This is a genomic window from Streptomyces thermolilacinus SPC6 (assembly GCF_000478605.2).
GTDB lineage: Bacteria > Actinomycetota > Actinomycetes > Streptomycetales > Streptomycetaceae > Streptomyces > Streptomyces thermolilacinus.
Genome location: NZ_ASHX02000001.1, coordinates 2,384,298 through 2,408,602, shown reverse-complemented (window position 1 = coordinate 2,408,602; position 24,305 = coordinate 2,384,298). Strand labels below are relative to the sequence as shown.

20 protein-coding genes are annotated in these 24,305 nt (G+C 75.6%); 12 read left to right on the top strand and 8 right to left on the bottom strand.

The window, feature by feature from the left end:
* Positions 1–85 precede the first annotated feature (85 nt).
* Positions 86–463, bottom strand: a complete 378-nt coding sequence (locus tag J116_RS10005; protein ID WP_023586953.1) for a hypothetical protein — start codon at positions 461–463, stop codon at positions 86–88.
* Positions 464–1,116: 653 nt separating this feature from the next.
* On the opposite strand from J116_RS10005, the gene J116_RS09995 reads away from it, so the two are divergent.
* On the top strand, positions 1,117–1,530 hold the full coding sequence (locus J116_RS09995) for a cobalamin B12-binding domain-containing protein (RefSeq protein WP_023586951.1): 414 nt from the start codon (positions 1,117–1,119) through the stop codon (positions 1,528–1,530).
* A 1,062-nt stretch (positions 1,531–2,592) separates the two neighbouring features.
* On the opposite strand, the gene J116_RS09990 is transcribed toward J116_RS09995, so the two are convergent.
* Entirely contained in the window at positions 2,593–4,329 is a 1,737-nt protein-coding gene (locus J116_RS09990) for a DUF5691 domain-containing protein (protein WP_028963896.1), read from the bottom strand.
* A gap of 27 nt (positions 4,330–4,356) precedes the next feature.
* The gene (locus J116_RS09985; protein WP_201258803.1) at positions 4,357–5,694 is read right to left on the bottom strand and encodes an SWIM zinc finger family protein; all 1,338 of its coding nucleotides are present in this window, start codon (positions 5,692–5,694) and stop codon (positions 4,357–4,359) included.
* A gap of 127 nt (positions 5,695–5,821) precedes the next feature.
* On the opposite strand from J116_RS09985, the gene J116_RS09980 reads away from it, so the two are divergent.
* From J116_RS09980 to sucD, 6 genes are all read left to right on the top strand, one after another.
* Positions 5,822–6,244: an MmpS family transport accessory protein gene (locus J116_RS09980; RefSeq protein ID WP_023586948.1), complete on the top strand. Its 423-nt coding sequence runs from the start codon at positions 5,822–5,824 to the stop codon at positions 6,242–6,244.
* A 289-nt stretch (positions 6,245–6,533) separates the two neighbouring features.
* Positions 6,534–7,646, top strand: a complete 1,113-nt coding sequence (locus J116_RS09975) for an ATP-binding protein (protein WP_023586947.1) — start codon at positions 6,534–6,536, stop codon at positions 7,644–7,646.
* Positions 7,643–10,117: a DUF5682 family protein gene (locus J116_RS09970; protein ID WP_023586946.1), complete on the top strand. Its 2,475-nt coding sequence runs from the start codon at positions 7,643–7,645 to the stop codon at positions 10,115–10,117. The genes J116_RS09975 and J116_RS09970 overlap by 4 nt, the downstream gene beginning before the upstream one ends.
* A gap of 32 nt (positions 10,118–10,149) precedes the next feature.
* Complete coding sequence (locus tag J116_RS09965; RefSeq protein ID WP_051203464.1) at positions 10,150–11,271, top strand: VWA domain-containing protein; 1,122 nt, start codon at positions 10,150–10,152, stop codon at positions 11,269–11,271.
* A gap of 1,102 nt (positions 11,272–12,373) precedes the next feature.
* Positions 12,374–13,552 (top strand): ADP-forming succinate--CoA ligase subunit beta, encoded by a 1,179-nt coding sequence (gene sucC, locus J116_RS09960; protein ID WP_023586944.1) that lies wholly within the window; start codon positions 12,374–12,376, stop codon positions 13,550–13,552.
* A gap of 24 nt (positions 13,553–13,576) precedes the next feature.
* Positions 13,577–14,467 carry a succinate--CoA ligase subunit alpha gene (sucD, locus tag J116_RS09955; protein ID WP_023586943.1) on the top strand — a complete coding sequence of 297 codons (891 nt, stop codon included), beginning with the start codon at positions 13,577–13,579 and terminating at the stop codon, positions 14,465–14,467.
* A 268-nt stretch (positions 14,468–14,735) separates the two neighbouring features.
* On the opposite strand, the gene J116_RS09950 is transcribed toward sucD, so the two are convergent.
* Entirely contained in the window at positions 14,736–15,632 is an 897-nt protein-coding gene (locus J116_RS09950) for an RNA polymerase sigma factor (protein ID WP_023586942.1), read from the bottom strand.
* A gap of 116 nt (positions 15,633–15,748) precedes the next feature.
* Here J116_RS09950 and J116_RS29880 point away from each other — a divergent pair, with 116 nt between their 5' ends.
* The gene (locus tag J116_RS29880; protein ID WP_161492111.1) at positions 15,749–17,434 is read left to right on the top strand and encodes a cell division protein PerM; all 1,686 of its coding nucleotides are present in this window, start codon (positions 15,749–15,751) and stop codon (positions 17,432–17,434) included.
* 112 nt (positions 17,435–17,546) lie between these two features.
* On the opposite strand, the gene J116_RS09940 is transcribed toward J116_RS29880, so the two are convergent.
* Both J116_RS09940 and J116_RS09935 read right to left on the bottom strand, forming a co-directional pair.
* Positions 17,547–18,041, bottom strand: a complete 495-nt coding sequence (locus tag J116_RS09940; protein ID WP_023586940.1) for a DUF4265 domain-containing protein — start codon at positions 18,039–18,041, stop codon at positions 17,547–17,549.
* Positions 18,042–18,622: 581 nt separating this feature from the next.
* On the bottom strand, positions 18,623–19,414 hold the full coding sequence (locus J116_RS09935) for an MBL fold metallo-hydrolase (protein WP_023586939.1): 792 nt from the start codon (positions 19,412–19,414) through the stop codon (positions 18,623–18,625).
* A 462-nt stretch (positions 19,415–19,876) separates the two neighbouring features.
* On the opposite strand from J116_RS09935, the gene J116_RS30860 reads away from it, so the two are divergent.
* Positions 19,877–20,056, top strand: coding sequence for a hypothetical protein (locus J116_RS30860; protein WP_235617473.1), 180 nt, complete (start codon positions 19,877–19,879; stop codon positions 20,054–20,056).
* Complete coding sequence (locus tag J116_RS09930; RefSeq protein WP_023586937.1) at positions 20,053–20,400, top strand: hypothetical protein; 348 nt, start codon at positions 20,053–20,055, stop codon at positions 20,398–20,400. Before J116_RS30860 ends, J116_RS09930 begins: the two co-directional genes overlap by 4 nt.
* 30 nt (positions 20,401–20,430) lie before the next feature.
* Here J116_RS09930 and J116_RS09925 read toward each other — a convergent pair whose 3' ends face one another.
* Entirely contained in the window at positions 20,431–21,051 is a 621-nt protein-coding gene (locus tag J116_RS09925; protein WP_023586936.1) for a CGNR zinc finger domain-containing protein, read from the bottom strand.
* A gap of 35 nt (positions 21,052–21,086) precedes the next feature.
* Entirely contained in the window at positions 21,087–21,764 is a 678-nt protein-coding gene (locus tag J116_RS09920) for a hypothetical protein (protein WP_023586935.1), read from the bottom strand.
* A gap of 352 nt (positions 21,765–22,116) precedes the next feature.
* On the opposite strand from J116_RS09920, the gene purN reads away from it, so the two are divergent.
* Both purN and purH read left to right on the top strand, forming a co-directional pair.
* Positions 22,117–22,755, top strand: a complete 639-nt coding sequence (purN, locus tag J116_RS09915; protein ID WP_023586934.1) for a phosphoribosylglycinamide formyltransferase — start codon at positions 22,117–22,119, stop codon at positions 22,753–22,755.
* Positions 22,742–24,295, top strand: a complete 1,554-nt coding sequence (gene purH / locus J116_RS09910) for a bifunctional phosphoribosylaminoimidazolecarboxamide formyltransferase/IMP cyclohydrolase (protein ID WP_023586933.1) — start codon at positions 22,742–22,744, stop codon at positions 24,293–24,295. The genes purN and purH overlap by 14 nt, the downstream gene beginning before the upstream one ends.
* Positions 24,296–24,305: the final 10 nt, after the last annotated feature.

The window sequence follows — 24,305 nt, the reverse complement described above, 5'->3', positions numbered from 1 at the left end:
AAAGGGGCATTCGGCCGTCTTTCGGCGGAGCGCACACCGAGCCTTGGCTGTACGTTCGAAATTCGTTCGACAAGTGGTGGCGGCTTCACGACAGCGACACAGGCGCGGCGTCGCCCGGCTCCGCCGCTCCGGTCCCGGCCCGTCCGAGCACCTCCGCCGTGCACTCGGCCCCCGCATGGGCCCGCGACTCCACCCATGTCGGCATCCGGCCGACGATCGCGTCGGCCTCGTCGCGGGACGCGGGGTGGTGAACGTCCGCCCACACCACCTCGGCCTGATCGTCGATCCCCGTGAGTCGGCACCAGCCCTCGGCATACCCGGGGGGGGGGGGCGGCTTGCGCCCCGGACGACGCGGGGGCGCGTCGGCGGAGCGCGGCAGCAGTGCCGCCGTGATGCCGCGAGCCCGGCAATCGGCCTCGTTCTCCACGAACCACGCCTGGAGCCACAACGGCACCTCGCCCATACCGTCTCCCACTCGTTCACGCGGCGTGCGCCACCCGGAGGGGTCATGCACGATGCCCGTGTTGACCAGGCTGCCATCACACGGCGTGGCCCCCGGCGCCCGCGAACCCGCCGGGCCACTCCGGCAGCCCGGACCGTGGGAATCGGAGGGCCGACGCCCGGCGGGGACGGCGAGTCGCGGTCGGCGTGGTGAAGGGCGGGCCCTCGCGCGGTCCGGTGGCCTCGCGCGGGTCGTGCCGGACGGGGCCCGTCAGGGGGGCGGGGCGCTCCTGGCCCGCCGCGACCTGCAGCCCGGGAGCGGCGTGCCCGAGCCACCGGTGGCGGGGGCTCGGGGTGGGAGCGAGCGGCATACGGACGGCGGCTCCGTCCCCGTATGCGCTCGGGCGGCGCCGCGTACGAGGGTGGGGATGCGCCGTACCCCCGTGCCGCGCGGCTGACGGCACGGGGGTACGACGACCTCGTCGCGGCTCCGGATCGAGTTCGTCCCGGCTGACGCGTGGCACACCCGGTGCGGGGTACGACGCGCGGCGAACATGTCCCACGTGTGATTTCCCCCTCGCTCTTGACCGTGAAACGGCCCGTTGCGGGATGCTGGGGATAACGTTCGTTCACCTCCCCGGCATACAGGTACGGGGGACGCATGTGGAGGCAGTGATGGGTGTGACCGGTCCGATCCGCGTGGTGGTGGCCAAGCCGGGTCTCGACGGCCACGATCGCGGCGCGAAGGTGATCGCGCGGGCGCTGCGTGACGCCGGTATGGAGGTCATCTACACCGGCCTTCACCAGACGCCGGAGCAGATCGTGGACACCGCGATCCAGGAGGACGCCGACGCGATCGGTCTGTCGATCCTGTCGGGCGCGCACAACACGCTCTTCGCGCGCGTGCTGGAGCTGCTGAAGGAGCGCGACGCGGAGGACATCAAGGTCTTCGGCGGCGGCATCATCCCGGAGGACGACATCCCGCCGCTGAAGGAGAAGGGCGTGGCGGCGATCTTCACGCCGGGCGCGACGACGGCGTCCATCGTGGAGTGGGTCAACGCCCACGTCCGCCAGCCCGCCGAGGCCTGAGCCAGGGCGCCCCGAGCGGGGCGCCTTTCTTCACCCGGCAAGGCCCGCCCGTCGACCTGCCGGGGCCGTGGGCAGGCCGGCCCGTCGAGCCGCCTGCCGGTTGGCCCGCCGGGGCGTCGGTTGGCCCGCCGGGAGCGGGGCCGCCCGTCGGCTTGCCCAGGTGTGCCGGCCCGCCTGCCTGCCGGGGTTGCCCTTCCGCCCCGCTGGTCGATCTGCCGGGGCGGTGAGCCGGCCCGCCCGCCCGTTGGGCTGCCGGGGCGGTGAGCCGGCCCGCCCGCCCGTTGGGCTGCCGGGGCGGTGGGGTGGCCCGCCCGTTGGGCTGCCGGGGACGTCCGTCGCCTGGCCGGCCTGCCTGTCCGGCCGCCCGTCTGCCCGCCCGTTGATGTGCCGGGGCCGTCCGGCGGTCTGCCCGGTGTCTGTTGCCCGGCCCGTCGGTTGGCCTGCCTCTCCTGCCCCTCCTGCCCCTTGCGACTGCCTGGCCCCGCCCGTTGGCCTGCCCGGGGGCCGCCGGGTCGGCCCAGCCCGGCACACACGGGCCAGGACGGCTCGCGCGTACTGCCGTTCGGCCGCATGGCCCAGGGCGGCGGGCGCGACAGCCCGGGCCCGTCCCGCAGTGGTCCGGTCGCGGCCTGCCCGTACCGGGCTGGCCGGGCCCGCCCCAGCTCAGCCGTACTCGCCTGCGGGAACCTGTGCGGCACCCGCGTCCGCCTGCGCGCACCTGCCCGGCACCCGCGTCCGCGCATCTGCCCGGCGCCCCGGGGCGGCCTGGGGAGCCGCGCTCCTCGGGTGGGCCGACATGCCGGGCCAACCGTTTCCCCGTGTCGGCGTGCTTCACCCCCCGGTGCGGCTGCTGCCTCTCCCGGCACCCGCTCGACCGGTAGCCCGGGCTCACTGAACCGGGCGGCCCGCAGGGTGGTTCGGGCGCGTGATCCCGACCCCTTTCGGGCGGGGCCCACGGCCGTAGGCCCGTACAACCGAATCAGCCGTGTGGACACCGGCCGAAACGGGACCTCCACCGGCGACACGGCGGACCGTCCACCCCGGGGCGGGCGGCGACGGTCCTCAACGTCCCGGCGGGGTCAGCTCCGTGTGCATGGCCGCGCGGAGGCGCAGGGTGGCCACCAGGCGCTGGAACGCCTCCGCCCAGTACCCCCCGGCGCCCGGCGACGCGTTCTCGCCCTCCTCGTACGCGGCCGTCAGCACCCCGAGCCTGTCCGCCTCGCCCGGGTCGAGGCACCGCTCCGCCAGCCCCATCACGCCGCTGAAGCTCCACGGGTAGCTCCCGGCGTCCCGCGCGATGTCCAGCGCGTCGATCACCGCGCGCCCCAGGGGCCCAGACCACGGCACCGTGCACACCCCGAGCAGCTGGAACGCCTCCGACAACCCGTGCGCCGCGATGAACGCCGCGACCCACTCCGCCCGCTCCCCGTCCGGCAGCGTGGCCAGCAGCGCCGCCGACGACGACGCCCCGGGGCCCGACGCGGGCGGCGCCGACGCCGGACCCAGCAGCGCCCGCGACCACGCGGCGTCCCGCTGCCGCACCGCCGCCCTGCACCACGCGGCGTGCAGCTCGCCCCGCCAGTCGTCCGCCACCGGCAGGGCGACGATCTCCTCGGGCGTCCGCCAGCCGAGCCGCTCCCGCCACAGCCCCAGCGGGGCGGCCTCCACCAGCTGGGCGAGCCACCAGGACCGCTTGCCCCGGCCGGACGGCGGCTGTGGCACGACGCCGTCGCGCTGCATCTCCGCGTCACACTCGTGCGGCGCCTCCACCGCGATCGTCGCCTGCCGCCCGGTGTGGTCGAGACCCACGCACGACGCGGCCCGCGCGGCCATCCGCGCGGCGAACGCCGACCCGGGCAGCGCCGACAGCAACTCCGCCGCCGTGGACCGCACGTTGCGGCTGCGGTCCGACAGCGCCCGCTCCAGGAACTCCTCGTCGGCCGCGGACAGCCCCGTACGCAGCGAGTCCAGGAACATCAGCCGGTCCTCGGCCCGCTCCGACGCCCATGTCGAGGCCAGCAGGTCCAGCGCCGCCGCCGGATCATGCGCCCGTACGGCCCCCAGCAGCGCGACGCGCTCCGCGAACAGGCCCTCCTCCCACAGCCGCCGCACCCCTTCCGCGTCATCGGGCGCCGGCAGCGCCGTCCCGCCGGACGCGCCGCGCAGCGCGAACCTCCACTCCGGGTTGGACGCCGCCAGCCACAGCGCGCGCGGCCCGCCGAACGCCAGTGCCTGCGGCCGCAGGTCCGTGCGGGCCCGGGCCGCGTCGAGCAGCGCGGGCAGTGCCGCGGCGGGCGCCCGGTAGCCGTACGCGTTGGCGGCGGCCAGCCACTGCGGCAGCAGCTCCGTCAGGTCCGGCGCGGTGCCCCGGCGGCCACCGCCGCCCGCCGACGGCCGGTCGGCGAGCAACTGCGTCAGCCGCCGCGCCGCCGCCTCGGGCAGCGGCGCGCGGTCGTCCCGGGGCGCGGGCCGCGGCAAGGGCGCGGCGGCGGCAGGAAGAAGCCCGGCCCTGCGCCGTACGGTCGCCACGGCGGCGGCGTCCAGCAACGCCACCGGCGCGTCCAACGCCACCGCCCCCGCGCCCACCGCACCCGCGTCCGCCCGGCCGCCCCCGTCCGGCAGGCCGTCACGCCCGTCAGCCCGGCCGCCCCCGTCCGGGTGGCCGTCGCCGAACGGGTGGCCGTCGCCGCCGTCCCGTCGCGGCCCGGTCCCGGATATCCGGGCGGCCGGGGCGGGCAGGGGGCGGCGGTCCGTGCCCAGGAGGGCTGACGTGAGGAGGTCTTCCCAGGGCCAGGTCATCGTGGTCATGTCTTCTCCTCCGAGCCGTCAGGTGAGCGGGACCGTGCCGGGCGCGTCCGGGGACCAGGCGGCCAGCGGCGTGAACCCCCGGTGGCCGCACTCGCCGAACACCGTCACCGGGGCGCCGCCCGACACCGCCGCCAGCCGCCACAGCCCCGGCCGGGCCACCGCCGACCCGGTCACCGGCAGCGCGGCGCCGCCGTCCGCGTCGGCCAGCTGCCAGCCCTCCGCCGCCGGTACGGGCACCACGTCCCGCAGCGTCACCGGCCAGGAGTCCAGCCACGGGTCGTCGCGCAGCGCCAGCCCGTACGCCGCCAGCGCCTCCCCGACGCTCCCGCCCGGCGGCGGCGCGTCCCCCGGCACGGGCGCGGCGAACCGCTCGCCCAGCTCCGCGCGCAACTGCCCCGCCCCCGGGTACCGCACCAGCTCCGCGTCGAGGACCACGCCCACCGCGAGCGCCAGGTCGGGAGCCCGGCCGGCCGCGCCGAACGACAGCAGCAGCGCCGTACGCCCCGACTCCCGCCCGTACAGCCAGATGCGGCGCGTCGTCAGCTTGCCGTCGGACGTGTCGTACTGGGCGAGGACCAGCCAGCGGTCCCGCACCGCCGGGCCCCGCGCCGACGCGGGCAGCCCCACGCGCGTGCGGACCGTCGCCGCCAGCGGTTCGGGGAGCCGGTCGATGCCCAGCCACGCCCGGTCCAGCAGATGCGTCAGCGCGCTCTCCTCCAGCAGCCGCATCGGCCAGCCCGGACCCGAGCCGGGTATCGCGCCGAGCTCCCGCACCCGGCCCGCAAGGCCCGGCGCCTGCGCGTCCACCATGCGGCGCGCGGTCTCCTCCCACAGGCCGTACCCGGCGTGCTCGGCGGCGGCCATCCCACCCCGCACCAGGTCCGCCAGGCGCTGCTCCAGCTCCTCCGCGCCGGCCGTGACCCGCGCCGCCCTGGCCGCCGCCCGCCGCCGCGCCGCCTCCTCGTCGGCGGGCTTCGCCTCATCCTTCCGCTGCCGCGCCTCGGCCCGCGCCCCGCGGCTCTCCAGCCACTTCTCCGCCCAGTCCGGAGCGTCCGCCCCCGCCGGTACGGCCGCGGCGTCCGCCGCCCAGAGCAGCAGCAGCCCCAGCGCGTGCTTGCACGGGAACTTCCGGCTCGGGCACGTGCACTTGTACGCCGGGCCCGCCGTGTCCACGACCGTCTGGTACGGCTTGCTGCCGCTGCCCTTGCACAGCCCCCACACCGCGCCCACGGCGCTGCACCCCGCGCCGGACCACGGCCCGGCGGCGCCCAGTTTGCTTCCCGCTTTGCGCGAGGCGGCGTCAGGAGCCAGAGCCAGCACCTGTTCCGCCGTCCAGCGCACCCCCTGCTCAGTCATGCCACCGACCGTAGGACCCGCCACTGACAATCGGCCCCCACCTGCGACGACGGGCCCCGCCATGGGGGTTGGCGGGCGGCGCTCGTACCGTGGTCCACACCATCACTCGAATTCACCGGGGGAGCGCATGAACCGCACCAGCCGATCCGTCGTCGCCGTCCTGACCGCGACGGGACTCGCCTTCGGCCTGGGCGCCTGCTCGCAGGCGGCCGACGAGGCGGCCAAGCAGGTGGACAACGCGATCAACGAGACGTACGAGGTGACGTACGAGGTGACCGGCGCGAGCGTCGAGTCGATCAGCTACAACGGCGGCGGGGGCGACGCGATGAACCCGAAGCTGGAGACCGTCGAGAAGCCCACCCTGCCGTGGCGCAAGACGGTCACGCTGAAGGGCGTCGAGGCGCCGCTCGTCACGCCCGTCGCCATCCAGGACGGCGCCCAGGCCACGTGCAAGATCACCCACGAGGGCAAGGTGCTGAAGGAGGCCTCCGGCAAGGGCGCGGGCGCGACCCTCAGCTGCGTCGCGATCTCCCCGATCGCCACCAAGTGACGGGAGGCGGTGCGCGGGCGCCCGGTGGAATGGCCGCGGCGTCCCCGGCCCGCCCGCACCGATGACCGACGGGCCCGCGCGCCCGCCCCCGCCGCGACGTCACGGCGGGGACGGTGGCGGCGACCGTCGGCGTGCGCGTCCCCACGGTCCGGCCGACGCATCGTCAACGCCCCCGCCACGCACGCCTGATATCGCCCCCCACCTGCGGAGACGATCGATTGTCAGTGGCGTGGTGCACGGTTGTTCCCAGACCCGGTCGAACGATCCGAACGATCTGGAGGGGGACCCCATGACCGCGCCCGCAACCACCGAGAAAACGGCCGCCGAGGCCCTTCGGCCGCACGCCGAGGACGCGTTCGCGCACGAGCTGAAGGCGCTCGCCGCGGCCGACGACCGGCCCCGCCCCGAGCGCTGGCGGCTCTCGCCGTGGGCGGTCGCCACGTACCTGCTCGGCGGCGCGCTCCCCGACGGCACGGTGATCACACCCAAGTACGTCGGCCCGCGCCGCATCGTCGAGGTCGCCGTCACCACCCTCGCCACCGACCGCGCCCTGCTCCTCCTGGGCGTCCCCGGCACGGCCAAGACCTGGGTGTCCGAGCACCTCGCGGCCGCCGTCAGCGGCGACTCGACGCTCCTCGTCCAGGGCACGGCCGGCACCCCCGAGGAAGCCATCCGGTACGGGTGGAACTACGCGCGGCTCCTCGCCCACGGGCCCAGCCGCGACGCCCTCGTGCCCAGCCCCGTCATGCGCGCCATGGCCGAGGGCATGACCGCCCGCGTCGAGGAGCTGACCCGCATCCCCGCCGACGTGCAGGACACGCTCATCACGATCCTGTCCGAGAAGACCCTGCCCATCCCGGAGCTGGGCCAGGAGGTCCAGGCCGTCCGCGGGTTCAACCTGATCGCCACGGCCAACGACCGCGACCGCGGCGTCAACGACCTGTCCAGCGCCCTGCGCCGCCGCTTCAACACGGTCGTGCTGCCCCTGCCCGAGACCCCGGAGGCGGAGGTGGACATCGTCTCCCGCCGCGTCGACCAGATCGGCCGCTCCCTCGACCTGCCGGGCGCGCCCGAGGGCATCGACGAGATCCGCCGCGTCGTCACCGTCTTCCGCGAGCTGCGCGACGGCGTCACCACCGACGGCCGCACCAAGCTCAAGACCCCGTCCGGCACGCTCTCCACCGCCGAGGCGATCTCCGTCGTCACCAGCGGGCTCGCCCTCGCAGCCCACTTCGGGGACGGCGTGCTGCGCCCCGCCGACGTCGCCGCCGGCATCCTCGGCGCCGTCGTCCGCGACCCGGCCGCCGACCGCGTCATCTGGCAGGAGTACCTGGAGACCGTCGTCCGCGAGCGGGACGGCTGGAAGGACTTCTACCGCGCCTGCCGGGAGGTGTCGGCGTGACAGGCCCCCTGCTGCTCGGGGTGCGCCACCACGGGCCCGGCTCCGCCCGCGCCGTCCGCGCCGCCCTCGACGCGGCCCGCCCCGAGGCCGTACTGATCGAGGGCCCGCCGGAGGCCGACGCGCTGCTGCCGCTCGCCGCCGACGAGCGGATGAGCCCACCCGTCGCCCTGCTGGCACACGCCGTTGACGACCCCGGACGGGCCGCGTTCTGGCCGTTCGCCGCGTTCTCGCCCGAGTGGGTCGCCATCCGCTGGGCGCTCGACCACGGCGCCGCCGTCCGCTTCTGCGACCTGCCCGCCGCGCACTCCCTCGCCATGATGGGCGACCCCACGTGGAGCGACGACGAGGACGACGACACGGACGGCGACGACTCCGGCGAGCCGTCCGCCGACGGGCGGCGCCGGGGCCTGCGCCTCGACCCCCTCGCCGTACTCGCCGAGACCGCCGGGTACGACGACCCGGAGCGCTGGTGGGAGGACGTGGTCGAGCACCGCGCGGCGGGCCCCGCCGACCCGTTCGCCCCGTTCGCGGCCGTCGCGGAGGCGATGACGGCGCTCCGGGAGGCGTACGGGCACGGCGACAACGCCCGCGACCCCGTCCGCGAGGCGTACATGCGGCTCCAGCTGCGCGCCGCCCGCAAGGAGCACGGGGACGCCGTCGCCGTCGTCTGCGGCGCCTGGCACGTCCCCGCGCTCGCCGGGAAGCACACCGCCACCGCCGACCGGGCCCTCCTCAAGGGCCTACCCAAGGTCAAAGCCGAGACGACGTGGGTGCCGTGGACCCACCGCAGGCTGGCCCGCCGCTCCGGGTACGGCGCGGGCATCGCCTCACCCGGCTGGTACGGGCACCTGTTCGCCGCGCCCGACCGGCCGGTCGAGCGGTGGATGACGAAGGTCGCCGGACTGCTCCGCGACGAGGACCACCCCGTGTCGTCCGCCCATGTCATCGAGGCCGTACGGCTCGCCGCGACGCTCGCCACGATGCGCGGCCGCCCCCTGGCCGGGCTCACCGAGACGACCGACGCCGTACGGGCTGTGATGTGCGACGGCTCCGACGTGCCGCTCGCCCTGATCCGGGACCGCCTCGTCGTCGGGGACGTCCTGGGCGAGGTCCCCGACGGGGCGCCAGCCGTGCCGCTCCAGCGCGACCTGAGCCGCCTCCAGCGCACCCTGCGCCTCAAGCCCGAGGCCGCCGAGCGGGAACTCGACCTGGACCTGCGCAAGGACACCGACGCCGCCCGCAGCCGCCTCCTGCACCGGCTGCGCGTCCTCGGCATCGACTGGGGCACCCCGGAGCGGGCCCGGGGCACGGGCACGTTCCGGGAGAGCTGGCGGCTGCGCTGGGAGCCCGAGCTGCACGTGCGGGTCGCGGAAGCCGGGGTGTGGGGCACCACGGTGCTGTCCGCCGCCACCGCCAGGGCCGAGTCGGAGGCCGTCGCCGCCACCGCCCTCACCGAGATCACCGCCCTCGCCGAACGGTGCCTCCTCGCGGACCTCCCCGACGCGCTGCCGCTGGTCATGAAGGCCCTCGCCGACCGCGCCGCGCTCGACACGGACGTGAGCCGCCTCGCCCGCGCCCTGCCCGCCCTCGCCAGGGCCCTGCGCTACGGCGACGTACGCGGCACGGACACGGCGGTGCTCGCCGAGGTCGCCACCGGCCTCGCCCTGCGCGTCTGCGTCGGCCTCCCCCCGGCCTGCGCGGGGCTCGACCCGGACGGCGCCGCCGAGATGCGCGGCCACCTCGACACGGTGCACGCGGCGATACGACTCCTCCCGACCGCCGCAACCAGCCCCGCCGCGTCCGTGAGCCCGGCCGCCACCGCGAACCCGGACGGCGACGGCGAGGCCGAGGCGGACGCGGGTCCGACTCCGGCCCCGAGCCCTACGGGCAGCGCCGACGCGTACGCGCAGGCCGACGAGGTCACCGGTCGCTGGACGGCCGTCCTGGAGCGGCTGGCGCGTCGGGACACGATCCCCGGCGTTCTGCGCGGCCGAGCCGCCCGGCTCCTGCTGGACGACGGGCGCCTCGCCGAGGACGAGGCGGCCCGGCTGATGGGCCTCGCCCTGTCGCCCGGCACGGCGCCCGGCGACGCCGCCGCCTGGATCGAGGGGTTCGTCGGGGCGGGCGGCCCCGGCGGGGACGGCTCGGGCGGCATGCTCCTCGTCCACGACGAGCGGCTGCTCGCCCTGGTGGACGCCTGGCTGACGGCCGTGCCGGCCGAGGCGTTCACGGACGTGCTGCCCCTGCTGCGCCGCACGTTCTCCGCGTACGAGCCCGGGGTGCGCCGCACACTCGGGGAACTCGTCCGGCGCGGCCCCGCCCAGGGCGGCGGCGCGGCGCTCACCGAGGCGGGCGCGCCCGGCTTCGGACCCGGCCTCGACGAGGCCCGCGCCGACGGGGTGCTGCCCCTCCTTGACCTGCTGCTGGGCCACCGGCAGCCCGACGACGACCTTGTGGGGGTGGGCCGGTGACCGGCGACGAGGAAAGGCTGCGGCGCTGGCGCATGGTGCTCGGCGGGGGAGCGGCGGACGGCACGGGCTGCGCGCTCACCGGCACCGACGCCGCCATGGACGACGCGCTCGGCGCCCTGTACGGGACGGCCGGCGGCGACGCCGACCGGCGGGGGCGCCGCGACCGGTCGGCGGGGCTCGGCGGTTCCGCGCCGTCCGTCGCCCGCTGGCTCGGCGACATCCGCACGTACTTCCCCAGCTCCGTCGTGCAGGTCATGCAGCGCGACGCGATCGACCGGCTGGGCCTGTCCGCGCTGCTCATGGAGCCGGAGATGCTGGAGGCCGTCGAGGCGGACATCCACCTGGTCGGCACGCTGCTCTCCCTCAACAAGGCCATGCCCGAGACGACCAAGGAGACGGCGCGGGCCGTCGTCCGCAAGGTCGTGGACGACCTGGAGAAGCGCCTCGCCACCCGCACCCGCGCCACCCTCACCGGCGCCCTCGACCGCAGCGCCCGCGTCAGCCGCCCCCGCCACCGGGACATCGACTGGGACCGCACGATCCGCGCCAACCTGAAGAACTACCTGCCCGAGTACGGAACGGTCGTCCCCGAACGGCTGATCGGCTACGGGCGCGCCTCGCAGGCAGTGAAGAAGGAGGTCGTGCTCTGCATCGACCAGTCCGGTTCGATGGCGGCGTCTGTCGTGTACGCGTCGGTGTTCGGGGCGGTCCTGGCGTCGATGAGGTCGATCGCGACCCGGCTCGTCGTCTTCGACACGGCCGTCGTGGACCTCACCGACCAGCTGGACGACCCCGTGGACGTGCTCTTCGGCACGCAGCTCGGCGGCGGTACGGACATCAACCGTGCCCTCGCCTACTGCCAGTCACAGATCACCCGGCCCGCTGAGACCGTGGTGGTGCTGATCAGCGACCTGTACGAGGGCGGCATCCGCGCCGGGATGCTGAAGCGGGTCGCGGCGATGAAGGCGGCCGGGGTGCAGTTCGTGGCGCTGCTCGCCCTGTCCGACGAGGGCGCGCCCGCGTACGACCGGGAGCACGCCGCCGCGCTGGCCGCGCTCGGCGCCCCGGCGTTCGCCTGCACCCCGGACCTGTTCCCCGAGGTGATGGCGGCGGCCCTGGAGAAACGCCCGATACCGGTGCCGGACCCGGTGTGACCCGCACCCCCGGGACGGACCTCCGTCCCGGGCTGGGTGGCCCCGGACCGCCGGGCGGCCCAGGGACTGCCCCCGAGCCGGTCCGCCCCGGCGCGGCGGTCCCGGACCGGCGGCCCGACCGTGCGTGACTACGCCCTGCGGTTGAGCAGGCCGGATCGGCGCCCGGCCCCCGGCTGAGTGGCCCGGCGACCGGAGCCCGGTGCCCTGGCAGCGCGGTCCCAGTAGGGGCCCCGGGCACGGCGGAACGGGCGAGGGGTCCCGATCTGGCGCCGGGCCCCGGCCGAGTGGCCCGGTGACCGGAGCCCGGCCCCCGGCGCGGTGGCCCACGAGGGGCTGACCCGGTGCGACGCGGCACCCGGCCGGGCGGCCGTGGAGAGGCCTCCGGGTTCCCGCCGTGCGGCCGTGTACGGGCTCCCGAGTCTCGGCCGGGCGGTCCCGGTCCGGCTCCTGGAGCCCAGTCGGGCGGTCCCGGCGCGGGCTCCGGGGTCCCGGCTTCGAGCGGTGCCGGACCGGACCCGAGCCGTTGGCCGGGCGGCTCCGGAAGGCGCCCGCCCCCGGCGGACCGGCCCCGCCCCCCGGCGCATCGGCCCCGCCCCGGCGGTCCAGCCCCCGCCCCCGGCGCACCGGCCGAGCCCCCGCCCTCGGCGGACCGGCCCCGCTTCCGGCGGACGGCCCGGCCCCCGGCGGATCGGCCCGGCCCCCGGCGGACCGGCCCGTACCGCCTCGGTGTGACTCCCGTCGCGCACGGCCGGCCGTGCCGGGCTCCCCTACAGGAACCGCAGGGGCGGCGCCCGTACCGGCTCGCCGGGCGAACTGCGCCTGGTCTGCGACGAAATCCGCAGGCACGGGCGGTCTCACAGCCGGTGGGGCCGCCCGTGGGAGGCCCCGGCCTGTGACAGGTATCACCGTTCGGGTGGGATCTGCGATTTAGGGTGGCACCCGCTCCGGGGATAACCTGCGAGACGGACATGCCGCGTCCACGGACACCGTGTACGCCTCCCTTGTGACAGAGCAGTCACGTTGCCCTCCGCCCGCATGACGGGCGCGCGGCACGCCCACGCATGACAACGAACCGCGATCACCAGAAAAGGGACGGACGCGCGTGGACCTGTTCGAGTACCAGGCGAGGGACCTCTTCGCCAAGCACGGTGTACCGGTGCTGGCCGGTGAAGTCATCGACACGCCTGAGGCGGCGCGCGAGGCGACGGAGCGGCTGGGCGGCAAGTCGGTCGTCAAGGCGCAGGTCAAGGTCGGCGGCCGCGGCAAGGCCGGCGGCGTCAAGCTGGCCTCGGACCCGCAGGACGCGGTCGAGAAGGCCCAGCAGATCCTCGGCATGGACATCAAGGGCCACACGGTCCACAAGGTCATGATCGCCGAGACCGCGCCGGAGATCCTCGAGGAGTACTACGTCTCGTACCTCCTCGACCGTACGAACCGCACCTTCCTGGCCATGGCGTCCGTCGAGGGCGGCATGGACATCGAGGAGGTCGCGGCCACCAAGCCCGAGGCCCTCGCGAAGGTCCCGGTCGACGCCAACGAGGGCGTGACGATCGAGAAGGCCCGCGAGATCGTCGCCCAGGCGAAGTTCCCGGCCGAGGTCGCCGAGAAGGTCGCCGAGGTCCTCGTGACCCTGTGGAAGACCTTCGTCGCCGAGGACGCGCTCCTCGTCGAGGTCAACCCGCTCGCCAAGGTCGCCTCCGGTGACATCCTCGCCCTCGACGGCAAGGTCTCCCTGGACGCCAACGCCGACTTCCGCCAGCCCGAGCACGAGGCGCTGGAGGACAAGGCCGCCGCCAACCCGCTCGAGGCCGCCGCCAAGGCGAAGGGCCTCAACTACGTCAAGCTCGACGGCGAGGTCGGCATCATCGGCAACGGCGCGGGCCTGGTCATGTCCACCCTGGACGTCGTCGCGTACGCCGGTGAGGCGCACGGCGGCGTGAAGCCGGCCAACTTCCTGGACATCGGCGGCGGCGCCTCCGCCGAGGTCATGGCGAACGGTCTGGAGATCATCCTCGGCGACCCGGACGTCAAGTCCGTGTTCGTCAACGTCTTCGGCGGCATCACCGCCTGCGACGAGGTCGCCAACGGCATCGTCCAGGCCCTGGAGCTCCTCAAGTCCAAGGGCGAGGAAGTCACCAAGCCGCTGGTCGTGCGCCTCGACGGCAACAACGCGGAGCTGGGTCGCAAGATCCTGTCGGACGCCAACCACCCGCTGGTGCAGCGCGTGGACACCATGGACGGCGCGGCCGACAAGGCCGCCGAGCTCGCGGCTGCGAAGTAAAAGGGACGAGGTCACAGACACACCATGGCTATCTTCCTCACCAAGGACAGCAAGGTCATCGTCCAGGGCATGACCGGCGCCACGGGCATGAAGCACACCAAGCTCATGCTCGGTGACGGCACCAACATCGTCGGTGGCGTGAACCCCCGCAAGGCCGGTACGACCGTCGACTTCGACGGCACCGAGGTCCCGGTCTTCGGCTCGGTCGCCGAGGCGATGGAGAAGACGGGCGCCGACGTCTCCGTCCTCTTCGTCCCGCCGGCCTTCGCCAAGGCCGCCGTCGTCGAGGCCATCGACGCGGAGATCCCCCTCGCGGTCGTCATCACCGAGGGCATCGCCGTCCACGACTCCGCCGCCTTCTGGGCGTACGCGAAGTCGAAGGGCAACAAGACCCGCATCATCGGCCCGAACTGCCCCGGCCTGATCACGCCGGGCCAGTCCAACGCGGGCATCATCCCCGGCGACATCACCAAGCCGGGCAAGATCGGTCTCGTGTCGAAGTCCGGCACGCTGACCTACCAGATGATGTACGAGCTGCGCGACATCGGCTTCTCGTCGTGCGTCGGCATCGGTGGCGACCCGGTCATCGGCACCACCCACATCGACGCCCTGGCGGCCTTCGAGGCCGACCCGGAGACCGAGCTGATCGTCATGATCGGTGAGATCGGCGGTGACGCGGAGGAGCGCGCGGCCGACTTCATCAAGGCGAACGTGACGAAGCCGGTCGTCGGCTACGTCGCCGGTTTCACCGCGCCCGAGGGCAAGACCATGGGCCACGCCGGTGCCATCGTGTCCGGCTCGTCCGGCACGGCGCAGGCGAAGAAGGAGGCCCTGGAGGCCGCCGGTGTCAAGGTCGGCAAGACGCCGACCGAGACGGCGAAGCTCGCTCGCGAGATCCTGAACGCCCAGGCGTAACGCCACCCGAAGCAGCCCGCCCCCGGCCCCGGCCGGGAGGCGGGCTTCTTCGTACCCGGGCACCGCGCCCAGCCGCCCCGCGGCCGGGCACCAGCACCCGCCCTGGTTGTGGGCATCCGGTCCGCCCCGGGGGCCTGAGGGCGGACCGGATGCCCGCAGCGGAGCGAACCCGCCCGCAGCGATCCCGGCACGGGCATGGGCCCGGCAGCGGGGGTGGCGCGCGGACGGGACGCGGGCCGGCTCGCGGTGCGGGACCCGGGGGCTCGGGTCAGTGGGGGGACGGGAGCAGGCGGGCCGGGCCGGTGACGGGCTGCTGGTCCAGGTGGACGCGGAGCTGCTCCGCACGGGGAGTGAGCTGCTGCGGGCCGCTCAGGACCGGCACCCCCGCCACCGCCTCGCCGGGCGCCAGCGGCGGCTCGTACCGGGTGGGTGCCGTGGCCAGCGTGAAGGCCGTCGCCGCGACGATGAGCGCCGACAGCGCCGCCGTACCGCGCGTCCACAGCCACACCCGCCGCTCGCCGCCCGCCCGTACCGCCTTCGGTGCCGCCAGCACCGTCGCCGCGCCCTGCTCCAGCAGCTCGCCCAGCCGCTGTCGCAGCACGTCCGGGTCGGCCAGGGCGGGGACCCGCTCCGCGACCGCGTCGCGCGCGTGGAGCAGCCGGTGCGCGGCGGCCGGACTGCTGGCCTCCGTCTCGGCGGCCACCTCCGGCAGCCCGACGCCGAGCCCGTCGTACAGCAGCAGCGTGCGCCGGTACGAGGGCGGCAGCTGAAGCATCGCGTCGCGCAGCGCTCGTACCGGGCCGGGGCCGGACGGCGGGTCGGGGTACCGGAGGGCGCGGCGCAGCCGGTGCCAGGGGGAGAGCGCGTAGTCGTGCGCGACCGCCCGCACCCACCCGGCCGGGTCCCGGTCGACGGCGACTTCCGGCCACCGGTCCCACGCCTGGTGGAAGGCGTACTCGACGGCCTCCCGCGCCAGGCGCCGCCGCCCGCACAGGGCGTACGCCTGGCGTACGAGGCCGGGCGCGGCGTACGCGTACAGCGCGTCGAACGCCTCGACGGGCGTCGCGGGCGCGGCCGCCGTCTCCGGTCCGGGCGCCTCGGCCGCGGGCGGCGGGTCCAGTGTCGCCGTCCCGTGCGTGCCGCCGTCGATCGTGCCCTGCGTCATCGCCAGCCTCCGCGAACACCGTCCGTAGCGGAAAAGTACATAAACGTATATTGAGCGACACAACGGGCATCCGCCTGTTGCGCGACTACAGCGCGTGTCGTTGGCAGCATGCTTCCGTGACCGCTTCCGTGTCCGATTCCGCACCCCTGGCCGCGCCCGCGCCCGAGACGGCGAACCCCGTCACCGAGTCGCCGCCCGCCGTCTACGGCGGCCGTCCCGCCGCCGCGGCGGCGGTGGCGTTCGTGCGGGGGGTGACCGCGGCGGGGCTGGGCCTCGGCGCGTTCACCGTCCTGGTGATCGCGGCGTGGATCGGCTCCCCGTACCCCGACAGCGGGCCCTCCGGAGCCCTGCACGTCGCGGCGGGCCTGTGGCTGCTGGTGCACGGCGTGGAGCTCGTACGCCCCGGGACGCTCGGCGGCGGGCCCCCGGCGCCGGTCGGTGTCGTGCCGCTGCTGCTGGCCGCGCTGCCGGTGTGGCTGGCGTACCGGGCGGCCCGCGACGCGCTGGAACCGGGCGGTACGCGGCCGAGGCCGGCGCCCGTCGGGGCGGTGTGCGCGGTGTCGGCCGGGTACCTGGCGGTCGCCGGGGCGGCCGCCCTGTACGCGCTGGGCGGGCCGCTGGAGGCGCATCCGCCGAGCGTGGCCGGGCACGTACCGCCGGTCGTGGTGCTGGCGGCGGCGGCCGGGGCGTGGAGCGCGTACGGGCGTCCGCTCGGGCCGTTGCCGGTGTGGCTGCCCGCGTGGGTGCGGCGGGCCCCGGCGCGGTCGAGGACCCTGGCGGCGGCGCGGGCGGCGGGCGGGGCGCTGCTGGTGCTGTTCGGGGGCGGGGCGCTGCTGGTGGCGGGGTCGCTGGTGTGGCACTGGGACGCGGCGTACACGTCGCTGACCGGCCTGTCGGTGGACTGGGCCGGGCGCGTGACGGTGCTGGCGCTGGCCCTGGCGCTGCTGCCGAACGCGGCGGTGTGGGGCGCGGCGTACGGCCTCGGTCCCGGGTTCGCGCTGGGCGTGGGCGCGGTGGTGACGCCGCTGGGCGTGGTGGGGGTGCCCGCGGTGCCCGACTTCCCGCTGCTGGCGGCGGTGCCGGAGGGCGTACGGGGCGGCTGGGCGACCTGGGCGGTGGCGGTGGTGCCGGTGGCGGCGGGCGCGGTGGCCGGGTGGCGTACGGCGGAGGATGCCGCGCCGCCGCTCGCCCGCCGGGACGAGACGTGGAGCGCGGGCCGTACGGCGGGGGCGGCGGCGCTGGCGGCGGTGGTGTGCGGCGCGGTGACGGCGGGCCTCGCGGCGGCGGCGTCGGGGCCGCTGGGGGCGGGGCGGCTGGCCGTGTTCGGGCCGGTGTGGTGGCAGGCGGGCGCGGCGGCGCTGGTGTGGACGGCGGTGGTGGCGGTGCCGGTGGCGTTGACGCTACGGCTGTGGCGCACCCGCGAGCGGGCCGGGCGCGCGGAGGCGGAGGAGAAGGTGGGGACCCCGGAGACGCCGTCGGCCCCGGAGGTGCCGAAGCCCGCGCGGAAGGCCCGCCACAGGAAGCCGTCGAAGGGCGCGAGGTTCGCGGGGCGTGCGGGCGTGGGGGCGTCCGGCCGCGGGAACCCGCCCCCGCCCGACCGCCGCCGACCCCGCTCCTGGAACCCGGGTGCCTGGCTCGGCTTTTCCCGGTCCGCCCCCGCGAGCCCCGCCCCGGAGGCCCCGGATGCCCCGGCGCCCGAGAGCCCGTGCCCGGACGCCCCGGACCCGGAGGCGCCGTACGACGTGGAGCAGGACCCGGTCACCGCCCCGGACCCCGCCCCCGCACCGGGCACGCCTGACTGAGGGCGGCCCGGCGAAGCCCGTCCGGAGTGGTGGCGCGGGCGCGACTGCTCGCGGGGCGGCGCGTGCTGACCGCCATGCCATGCACGCGGCGAAGTCGTCGCCGGTCACGGCGCTAGGCGTTCCAGAACGCCTCGGTTCCGCTGCCGACCTCGAAATGCCACCAGCCCTCGTCCTGCCCGCGAACCAGGAGCAGCTTGAGCGCGCCGAAGTCGGTGCCGGCCGACACGTCGAACGCCACCAGCGGAAACTCGTCGCTGAACACCTCGCCGCCGAGCTGGAACTCGGCGAGGCGCTGGTGCACCGCCCGGGGGCTCCGGCCGAGCGGTCCGGACGCGACCGGCAGCACTCGGACCGTGCAGTTCCCGGAGGCGCTCACTCGGCCCGTGGCCCAGTGCAGTCCCTCGTCGTCCGTCCGGAACCGGACCACGTCCCCCTGCGCGACCCCGTCCTGCAGGAACGGGACGTTGTCCACACGAGCGGTGTCCGCGCCGAGCCTCGTCGCCCAGAGTCCCTCGGTGTCCTGCGGGAGCCACCCCTCACGAGGAACGAACCGGAACCACACCTTGATCCGGTCGCCCGCGATCTCGGACCCGGGGTCACTGTTCATGGGACCCATGCTCGCTTACGCCTGAATCCCGGCCCACGCCAGGGCGGTCGCCGCCGGGCACGTCAGGGACGCGGTCCGGACCCCTGGGCCCCGGAGGGGCCGGTCAGCGGTGGTGGCGGGCGCAGGACTGTTCGGGTGACACGGGACCCAGGCGGGGGCTCTCGCGCCAGCCGGGCCGTCCGAAGGCCCAGTCCTGGACCACCCGGGCCACGGGCTCCGGCCCGAAGACCCCGTGCCCGCGCGGCACCCACGCCTGGAAGTGCCGGTCGGGCCCGCCCTCGCGGGACTCGACGTGGTAGCCCAGGTCGTCGTTGAGGACAGCTCCACGAGGTCCCGCTCGCGGTAGCAGTGCGGGCAGCCCCGGACCGGGAACGGCTCCTCGCGGGCGAACGCGCGGTCCAGGGCGTCGAGTGCGGCGCCGAGGCCGGCGACGAGCGCGGCGCCGGGCTGTGGGCGGGGGTGCGACATGGCGACCTGCCGGGTACTCCGTCCGGGCGACCGGCGAAGAGCGCAGGCCATCAGCGCGGGGAACGGGCCTGTCGGGGCCCGCCCACTCGTCCTGTCCTCGGCATCCGTGTCCGTCAGGCCATGTACAGGCGCTGGTCGAGGCCGGCCGCACGGAACGCCGCCGCCACCTCCTCGGGGCCCTCGGTGAAGTGGCTCCAGCTGTCCATGTGGGCCGGGACCACCCTGCGGGCGCCCAGGATGCGGGCCGCCTCCACGGCCATCGCGCTGTCGAGGGTGATCAGCGCGCCGTCCCAGAAGACCGAGCGTGCCGCCCCGAGGAACAGCACCGCCGTGTCCAGCGGCCCGAACCGCTCGGCCACCTCCCGCACCACGTCCAGCGACGCGTTGTCGCCGCTCACGTACACCGTCGGCAGGTCCTGGCCGGTCAGGACGAAGCCGACCACCTCGCCCATGATCTCCTCGGCCCCCTCGGGGCCGTGCAGCGCTGGTGTGGCCGTCACCGTGACCGCGCCGCCGTCCGGGCGGGGCAGCTCGACCGACTCCCACGGCGCGAGGCCGCGGGCGTTGCCGCCCAGGCGGGTGCCGCCGCCGGGGGTGGTCAGGACGAGCGGCACGTCCGTGAGGAGCTCCCGCCCCGAACGGTCCAGGTTGTCCGGGTGCTCGTCGTGGGACAGCAGTACCGCGTCGATCCGCCCCAGCTCGGCGGCGGTCGCGCGGGGCGGCGCGGTCTTGGACAGGACCGCGACCCCCATGACCGGGTACTCACCCGGCGCGTCGAACGTCGGGTCGGTAAGGAGGCGCAGGCCGCCGTACTCGATGAGCGCCGTCGGGCCGCCGAGGACGCTGACCGGCACCTGCTCGTCGGGTATCTCGCCGGTGGTCGCGGATGTACTGCTGGTCGTCATGATAGACCTCACGGATAGATGGTTGGTTATCCGTGAGACACGGTACCGGTCCGCCGGGCGCGGGGGGAGATGGGGGTGGTACGGAATCGCGGCCGGGGCGGGGCGCGGTGACGCAAGTGGGGGCGGCACTTCTTCCGGAGGCGCGGGCGCACGAGGGTGCGGGCGCGGAGGTGAGGGCGCGGGCGCGAGGCGCGGGCACGCGGCGCGGGCGCGCGGTGGCCCGGCGATCCGGTGACCCGCGCCCCGGCAGCGGCTGGTCCGGTGGTGGTACGGCGGCCCGGTGACCCGGCGGTCGGCAGTCCGGCGGGCCCGGGCGGCCCGGCGGGCCCGGTGACCCGGCCGGGGCTGAGCCGGATGCCATGGTCCGGCGCGCGTACTCGTGGCGGGCGGTACCCGCACGGCCGCCCGGACGATGTCGGCGATCTTGCTGGTCCTCGGCGCGACGCCTGGGCTCCCGTGCCCATGAGGACCGGGGACCAGCCGGGTGGTCACGGCAGGCGCGGGCGGGGCGGGCGGCGTCGTGGAGTGGTGGTGGTGCTGTCGGCGGCGGTGGCGCTCGTGCTGCCGGGGGGGGGCGTCCTGCCGGGCCTCGTGGTGGTCCACGACCTCGCCGGGACGGTGTCGCCCCGCAGGACCGGTTGAAGGCCGTCGACGACGTTCGGACGGCCCTCCTCCAGGTGATCACGGGCCTGGTGGTGCTGGTCGGCGCGTACGCCACCTGGCGGCAGGTGCGCGTGAGCCAGGAGGACCTGCGTCTTGCCCAGGAGGGCTATCTCGCCGACCGGTTCAGCAGAGCGGTCGATCAGCTCGGCAGCGACAAGCCGGATGTGCGCATCGGCGGGTTCCACGCGCTGTGGCGGATCGCGGAGCAGTCGGACCGCGACCGTGACGCCGTCATCTCCTCCAGGCGCCGTACCTGCGCATCCGCCTGCCCTCGGCCTCCCGCCGGACCGGCAGCGGAACCGGCAGCGCGACCGGCCCCGTGACGCCCGGCCCTCCCCGCCGGGTCCGGCCGCTCAGTCCGCGCCCGGACCCTCCGGATCCTGGGACGTTCCGCGGGTGCGGCGGGCGTAGGCGCGGGCCGCACGGGCCCGGTCGCCGCAGCGCGTGGAGCACCACGTGCGCCTTCCGTTCCGCAGCAGGTACCGGTCGCACGGCGGCGACCCGCACGCCGTGAGCCGCTCCGCGTCCTCCCCGGTCAGCAGTTCGGCCGCGTCGGCCGCCAGCACCGCGAGCGCGTGCTCCACGATCCGGCTGACGGGGTGCGCGACCTCGCGGTGCAGCCCGCGCTCCGGATCCCACCGCAGCAGCGAGGCAGCGGGGGCCCGTGTCAGGGCCTCGTTGACCGCCGCGAGCGCCGCTTCCGGCGCGGGCCGCCCCGCCACATGCGCCGCGAACAGCGCGCGCACGTGTGCGCGGAGCTCCCGGAGCTGTCCGGCGCACCACTGCCGGAGCCCGGCCCCGGCGGGCGCGAACCCGCGCTCGAACAGCCACTGGTCGGCGTCGGCCGGTTCCCCGATGAGGTCCACACGCCGCCCTCCCGCCACGGTGAACGCACTGTTGGCCAGGTCGAGGGCGGGGTACCGGTCCGCGCCCGGAGCGGGCGCGAAGGGGCCGGGGAACGGGGTCGCTTGCACCTGCTCATGGTACGGAACGCCCCCTTCCGTGAGGGCTACGGCTTGACGCCGATCAGGTCGCGCAGCGGCTCCGGCAGCTGCTGGTTGCACGCCACCTGGCCGTCCTGTGTCAGCGCGTCCTGCACGCAGGTGTAGAAGTCCCGGTACGCCACCTGGAAGGCGAACATCGTCGCCACGATGACCAGCGCCAGCGTGCCCGTGATCAGGCCGCTCACCGCAGCGGTCGTCTGCGACTTCACCGCCGGCGCGGCCGGCTCGCCCCGCCCGCGCTCGCGCAGGGAGCTGATGCCCCAGTACAGGGCCAGCGCGCCCAGCAGCAGGCCCAGCTCCGGGAAGTCGAACACCGCGAAGAAGAAGCCCCACATGCCGGACAGCAGCGCGTACCGCGCGCGCCGCTGCGAGGGGTCCGTCGGGTCCCAGCGCAGCTGCGGGCCCTCCTGCTGCGGGCGCCCCTGCCGGGACGGGTCCGCGCCGAAACCGTCCGAGGAGCGGCCCGGCTGGCGCGGGCTCCAACGGCCGCCCCAGCGCCCGTCGCGCCCGCCCTCGTCACCGCTCCCGCCGTCCCCGGAGGACCCGGAGTCGGAGTCACCGGAGCTCCCGGAGCCGTCGGCGTTCTCCGGGCGGCGCGGCTGCCAGGGCTGGTCGGGGCTCCCCTCCGGCGGCGGCGCGAAGGGGTTGCTGTCGTCGGTGGGCTGGCGGCCTCGGTCCGGCATGTGGTGAACGTCTTCCCCTGTTGTCGTGATCCGTCCGTCCCCGCCCGTCCGCGTCGCAGGTGACTGTGGCGCGGGCGTCCGTGTCACGGCGCGGCGCGTCGCGGGGAACGGTTCCGCACCAGACGCTACCGCCCGGCCCGGCCCCCGTCCCGTGGGGGAGGTGCGGTGTGCCGGTATCGTTGCTGACGGTCGGCGCGTTCGTAGAGTTCCCCGTATCGGAGCACACGACGCGTTCGTACGACCCTACAAAGCCGCACACGACCCGCACCGAACCCCGCACGCACCCCGGACCGCACCCAGCACCCGCACCTCAGTACCGCAGTCGTACCGCTCACGCGAAAAGAGTCGCCCCGTGGCCCCCGCCGCCCCCGCCGCCGCCCGCGTCGTCGTCCTGGTCTCCGGCTCCGGAACGAACCTCCAGGCGCTGCTCGACGCCATCGCCGCCGACCCCGAGGGGTACGGCTCCCAGGTCCGGATCGTCGCCGTCGGCGCGGACCGCACCGGCATCGCGGGCCTGGAGCGGGCGGAGCGCGCCGGGGTGCCGACGTTCGTACGCAGGGTGAAGGACCACGCGACGCGTGACGAGTGGGACCGCGCGCTGGCCGAGGCCACCGCCGCGTACGAGCCGGACCTCGTCGTGTCGGCCGGCTTCATGAGGATCGTCGGGAAGGAGTTCCTGGCGCGCTTCGGCGGGCGCACGGTCAACACCCACCCCGCCCTGCTGCCCAGTTTCCCCGGTGCCCACGGAGTGCGGGACGCCCTCGCGTACGGCGCGAAGGTCACCGGATGCACCGTCCACTTCGTCGACGACGGCGTCGACACCGGCCCGATCATCGCCCAGGGCGTGGTCGAGGTGCGGGACACGGACGACGAGGACGCTCTCCACGAGCGCATCAAGGAAGTCGAGCGCACGCTGCTCGTCGAGGTCGTGGGGCGTCTCGCCCGGCACGGCTACCGCATTGAGGGACGAAAGGTTCATGTCGGTGAATAAGCCCATCCGTCGCGCGTTGATCAGTGTCTACGACAAGACGGGGCTGGAGGACCTGGCCCGCGGCCTGCACGAGGCGGGGGTCGAGCTGGTCTCCACGGGGTCCACGGCCGCGAAGATCGCCGCCGCGGGCGTCCCGGTCACCAAGGTCGAGGAGCTGACCGGCTTCCCCGAGTGCCTGGACGGCCGCGTCAAGACCCTGCACCCGCGCGTCCACGCCGGCATCCTCGCCGACCTGCGCCTGGACGCGCACCGCGAGCAGCTCGCCGAGCTGGGCGTGGAGCCGTTCGACCTGGTCGTCGTGAACCTGTACCCGTTCGAGGCGACCGTCGCGTCCGGCGCGGCGCCCGACGAGTGCGTCGAGCAGATCGACATCGGTGGCCCCTCCATGGTCCGCGCCGCCGCCAAGAACCACCCGTCCGTGGCGGTCGTCACCTCCCCTGCCCGGTACGGCGACGTCCTCGCCGCCGTCGCGGCGGGCGGCTTCGACCTGGCGGCCCGCAAGCGGCTCGCCGCCGAGGCGTTCCAGCACACCGCCGCGTACGACGTGGCCGTCGCGTCCTGGTTCGCGTCCTCGTACGCCCCGGCCGACGACTCGGCGTTCCCCGACTTCACGGGTGCCGCGTTCGCCCGCCGCGACGTCCTGCGGTACGGCGAGAACCCCCACCAGGGCGCCGCGCTCTACGTGGACGGCAAGGGCGGCCTGGCCGAGGCGGAGCAGCTGCACGGCAAGGAGATGTCCTTCAACAACTACACGGACACCGACGCCGCCCGCCGCGCCGCGTACGACCACGACGACCCGTGCGTCGCGATCATCAAGCACGCCAACCCGTGCGGCATCGCGATCGGCGCCGACGTGGCCGAGGCGCACCGCAAGGCCCACGCGTGCGACCCGCTGTCCGCGTTCGGCGGCGTCATCGCCGTGAACCGCCCGGTGTCCGTCGCCATGGCCGAGCAGGTCGCGGAGATCTTCACCGAGGTCATCGTCGCCCCCGACTACGAGGACGGCGCGGTCGAGGTCCTCGCCCGCAAGAAGAACATCCGCGTGCTGCGCTGCCCCGGGGCACCGTCCGCGCCGGTCGAGGTCAAGCCCATCGACGGCGGCGCGCTGCTCCAGGTCACCGACCGCCTCCAGGCCGAGGGCGACGACCCGGCCACCTGGACGCTCGCCACGGGTGACGCCCTGTCGGACGCCGAACTGGCCGAGCTGGCCTTCGCCTGGCGCGCCTGCCGTGCCGTCAAGTCGAACGCGATCCTCCTCGCCAAGGACGGCGCCAGCGTGGGCGTCGGCATGGGCCAGGTCAACCGCGTCGACTCCGCGAAGCTGGCCGTCGAGCGCGCGGGCGAGGAGCGGGCGCGCGGCTCGTACGCCGCGTCGGACGCGTTCTTCCCGTTCCCGGACGGCCTGGAGATCCTGACGGCCGCGGGCGTCAAGGCGGTTGTCCAGCCGGGCGGTTCGGTCCGCGACGAGCTGGTCGTCGAGGCCGCGAAGAAGGCCGGTGTGACCATGTACTTCACGGGCACGCGCCACTTCTTCCACTGAGCGCGCGCCA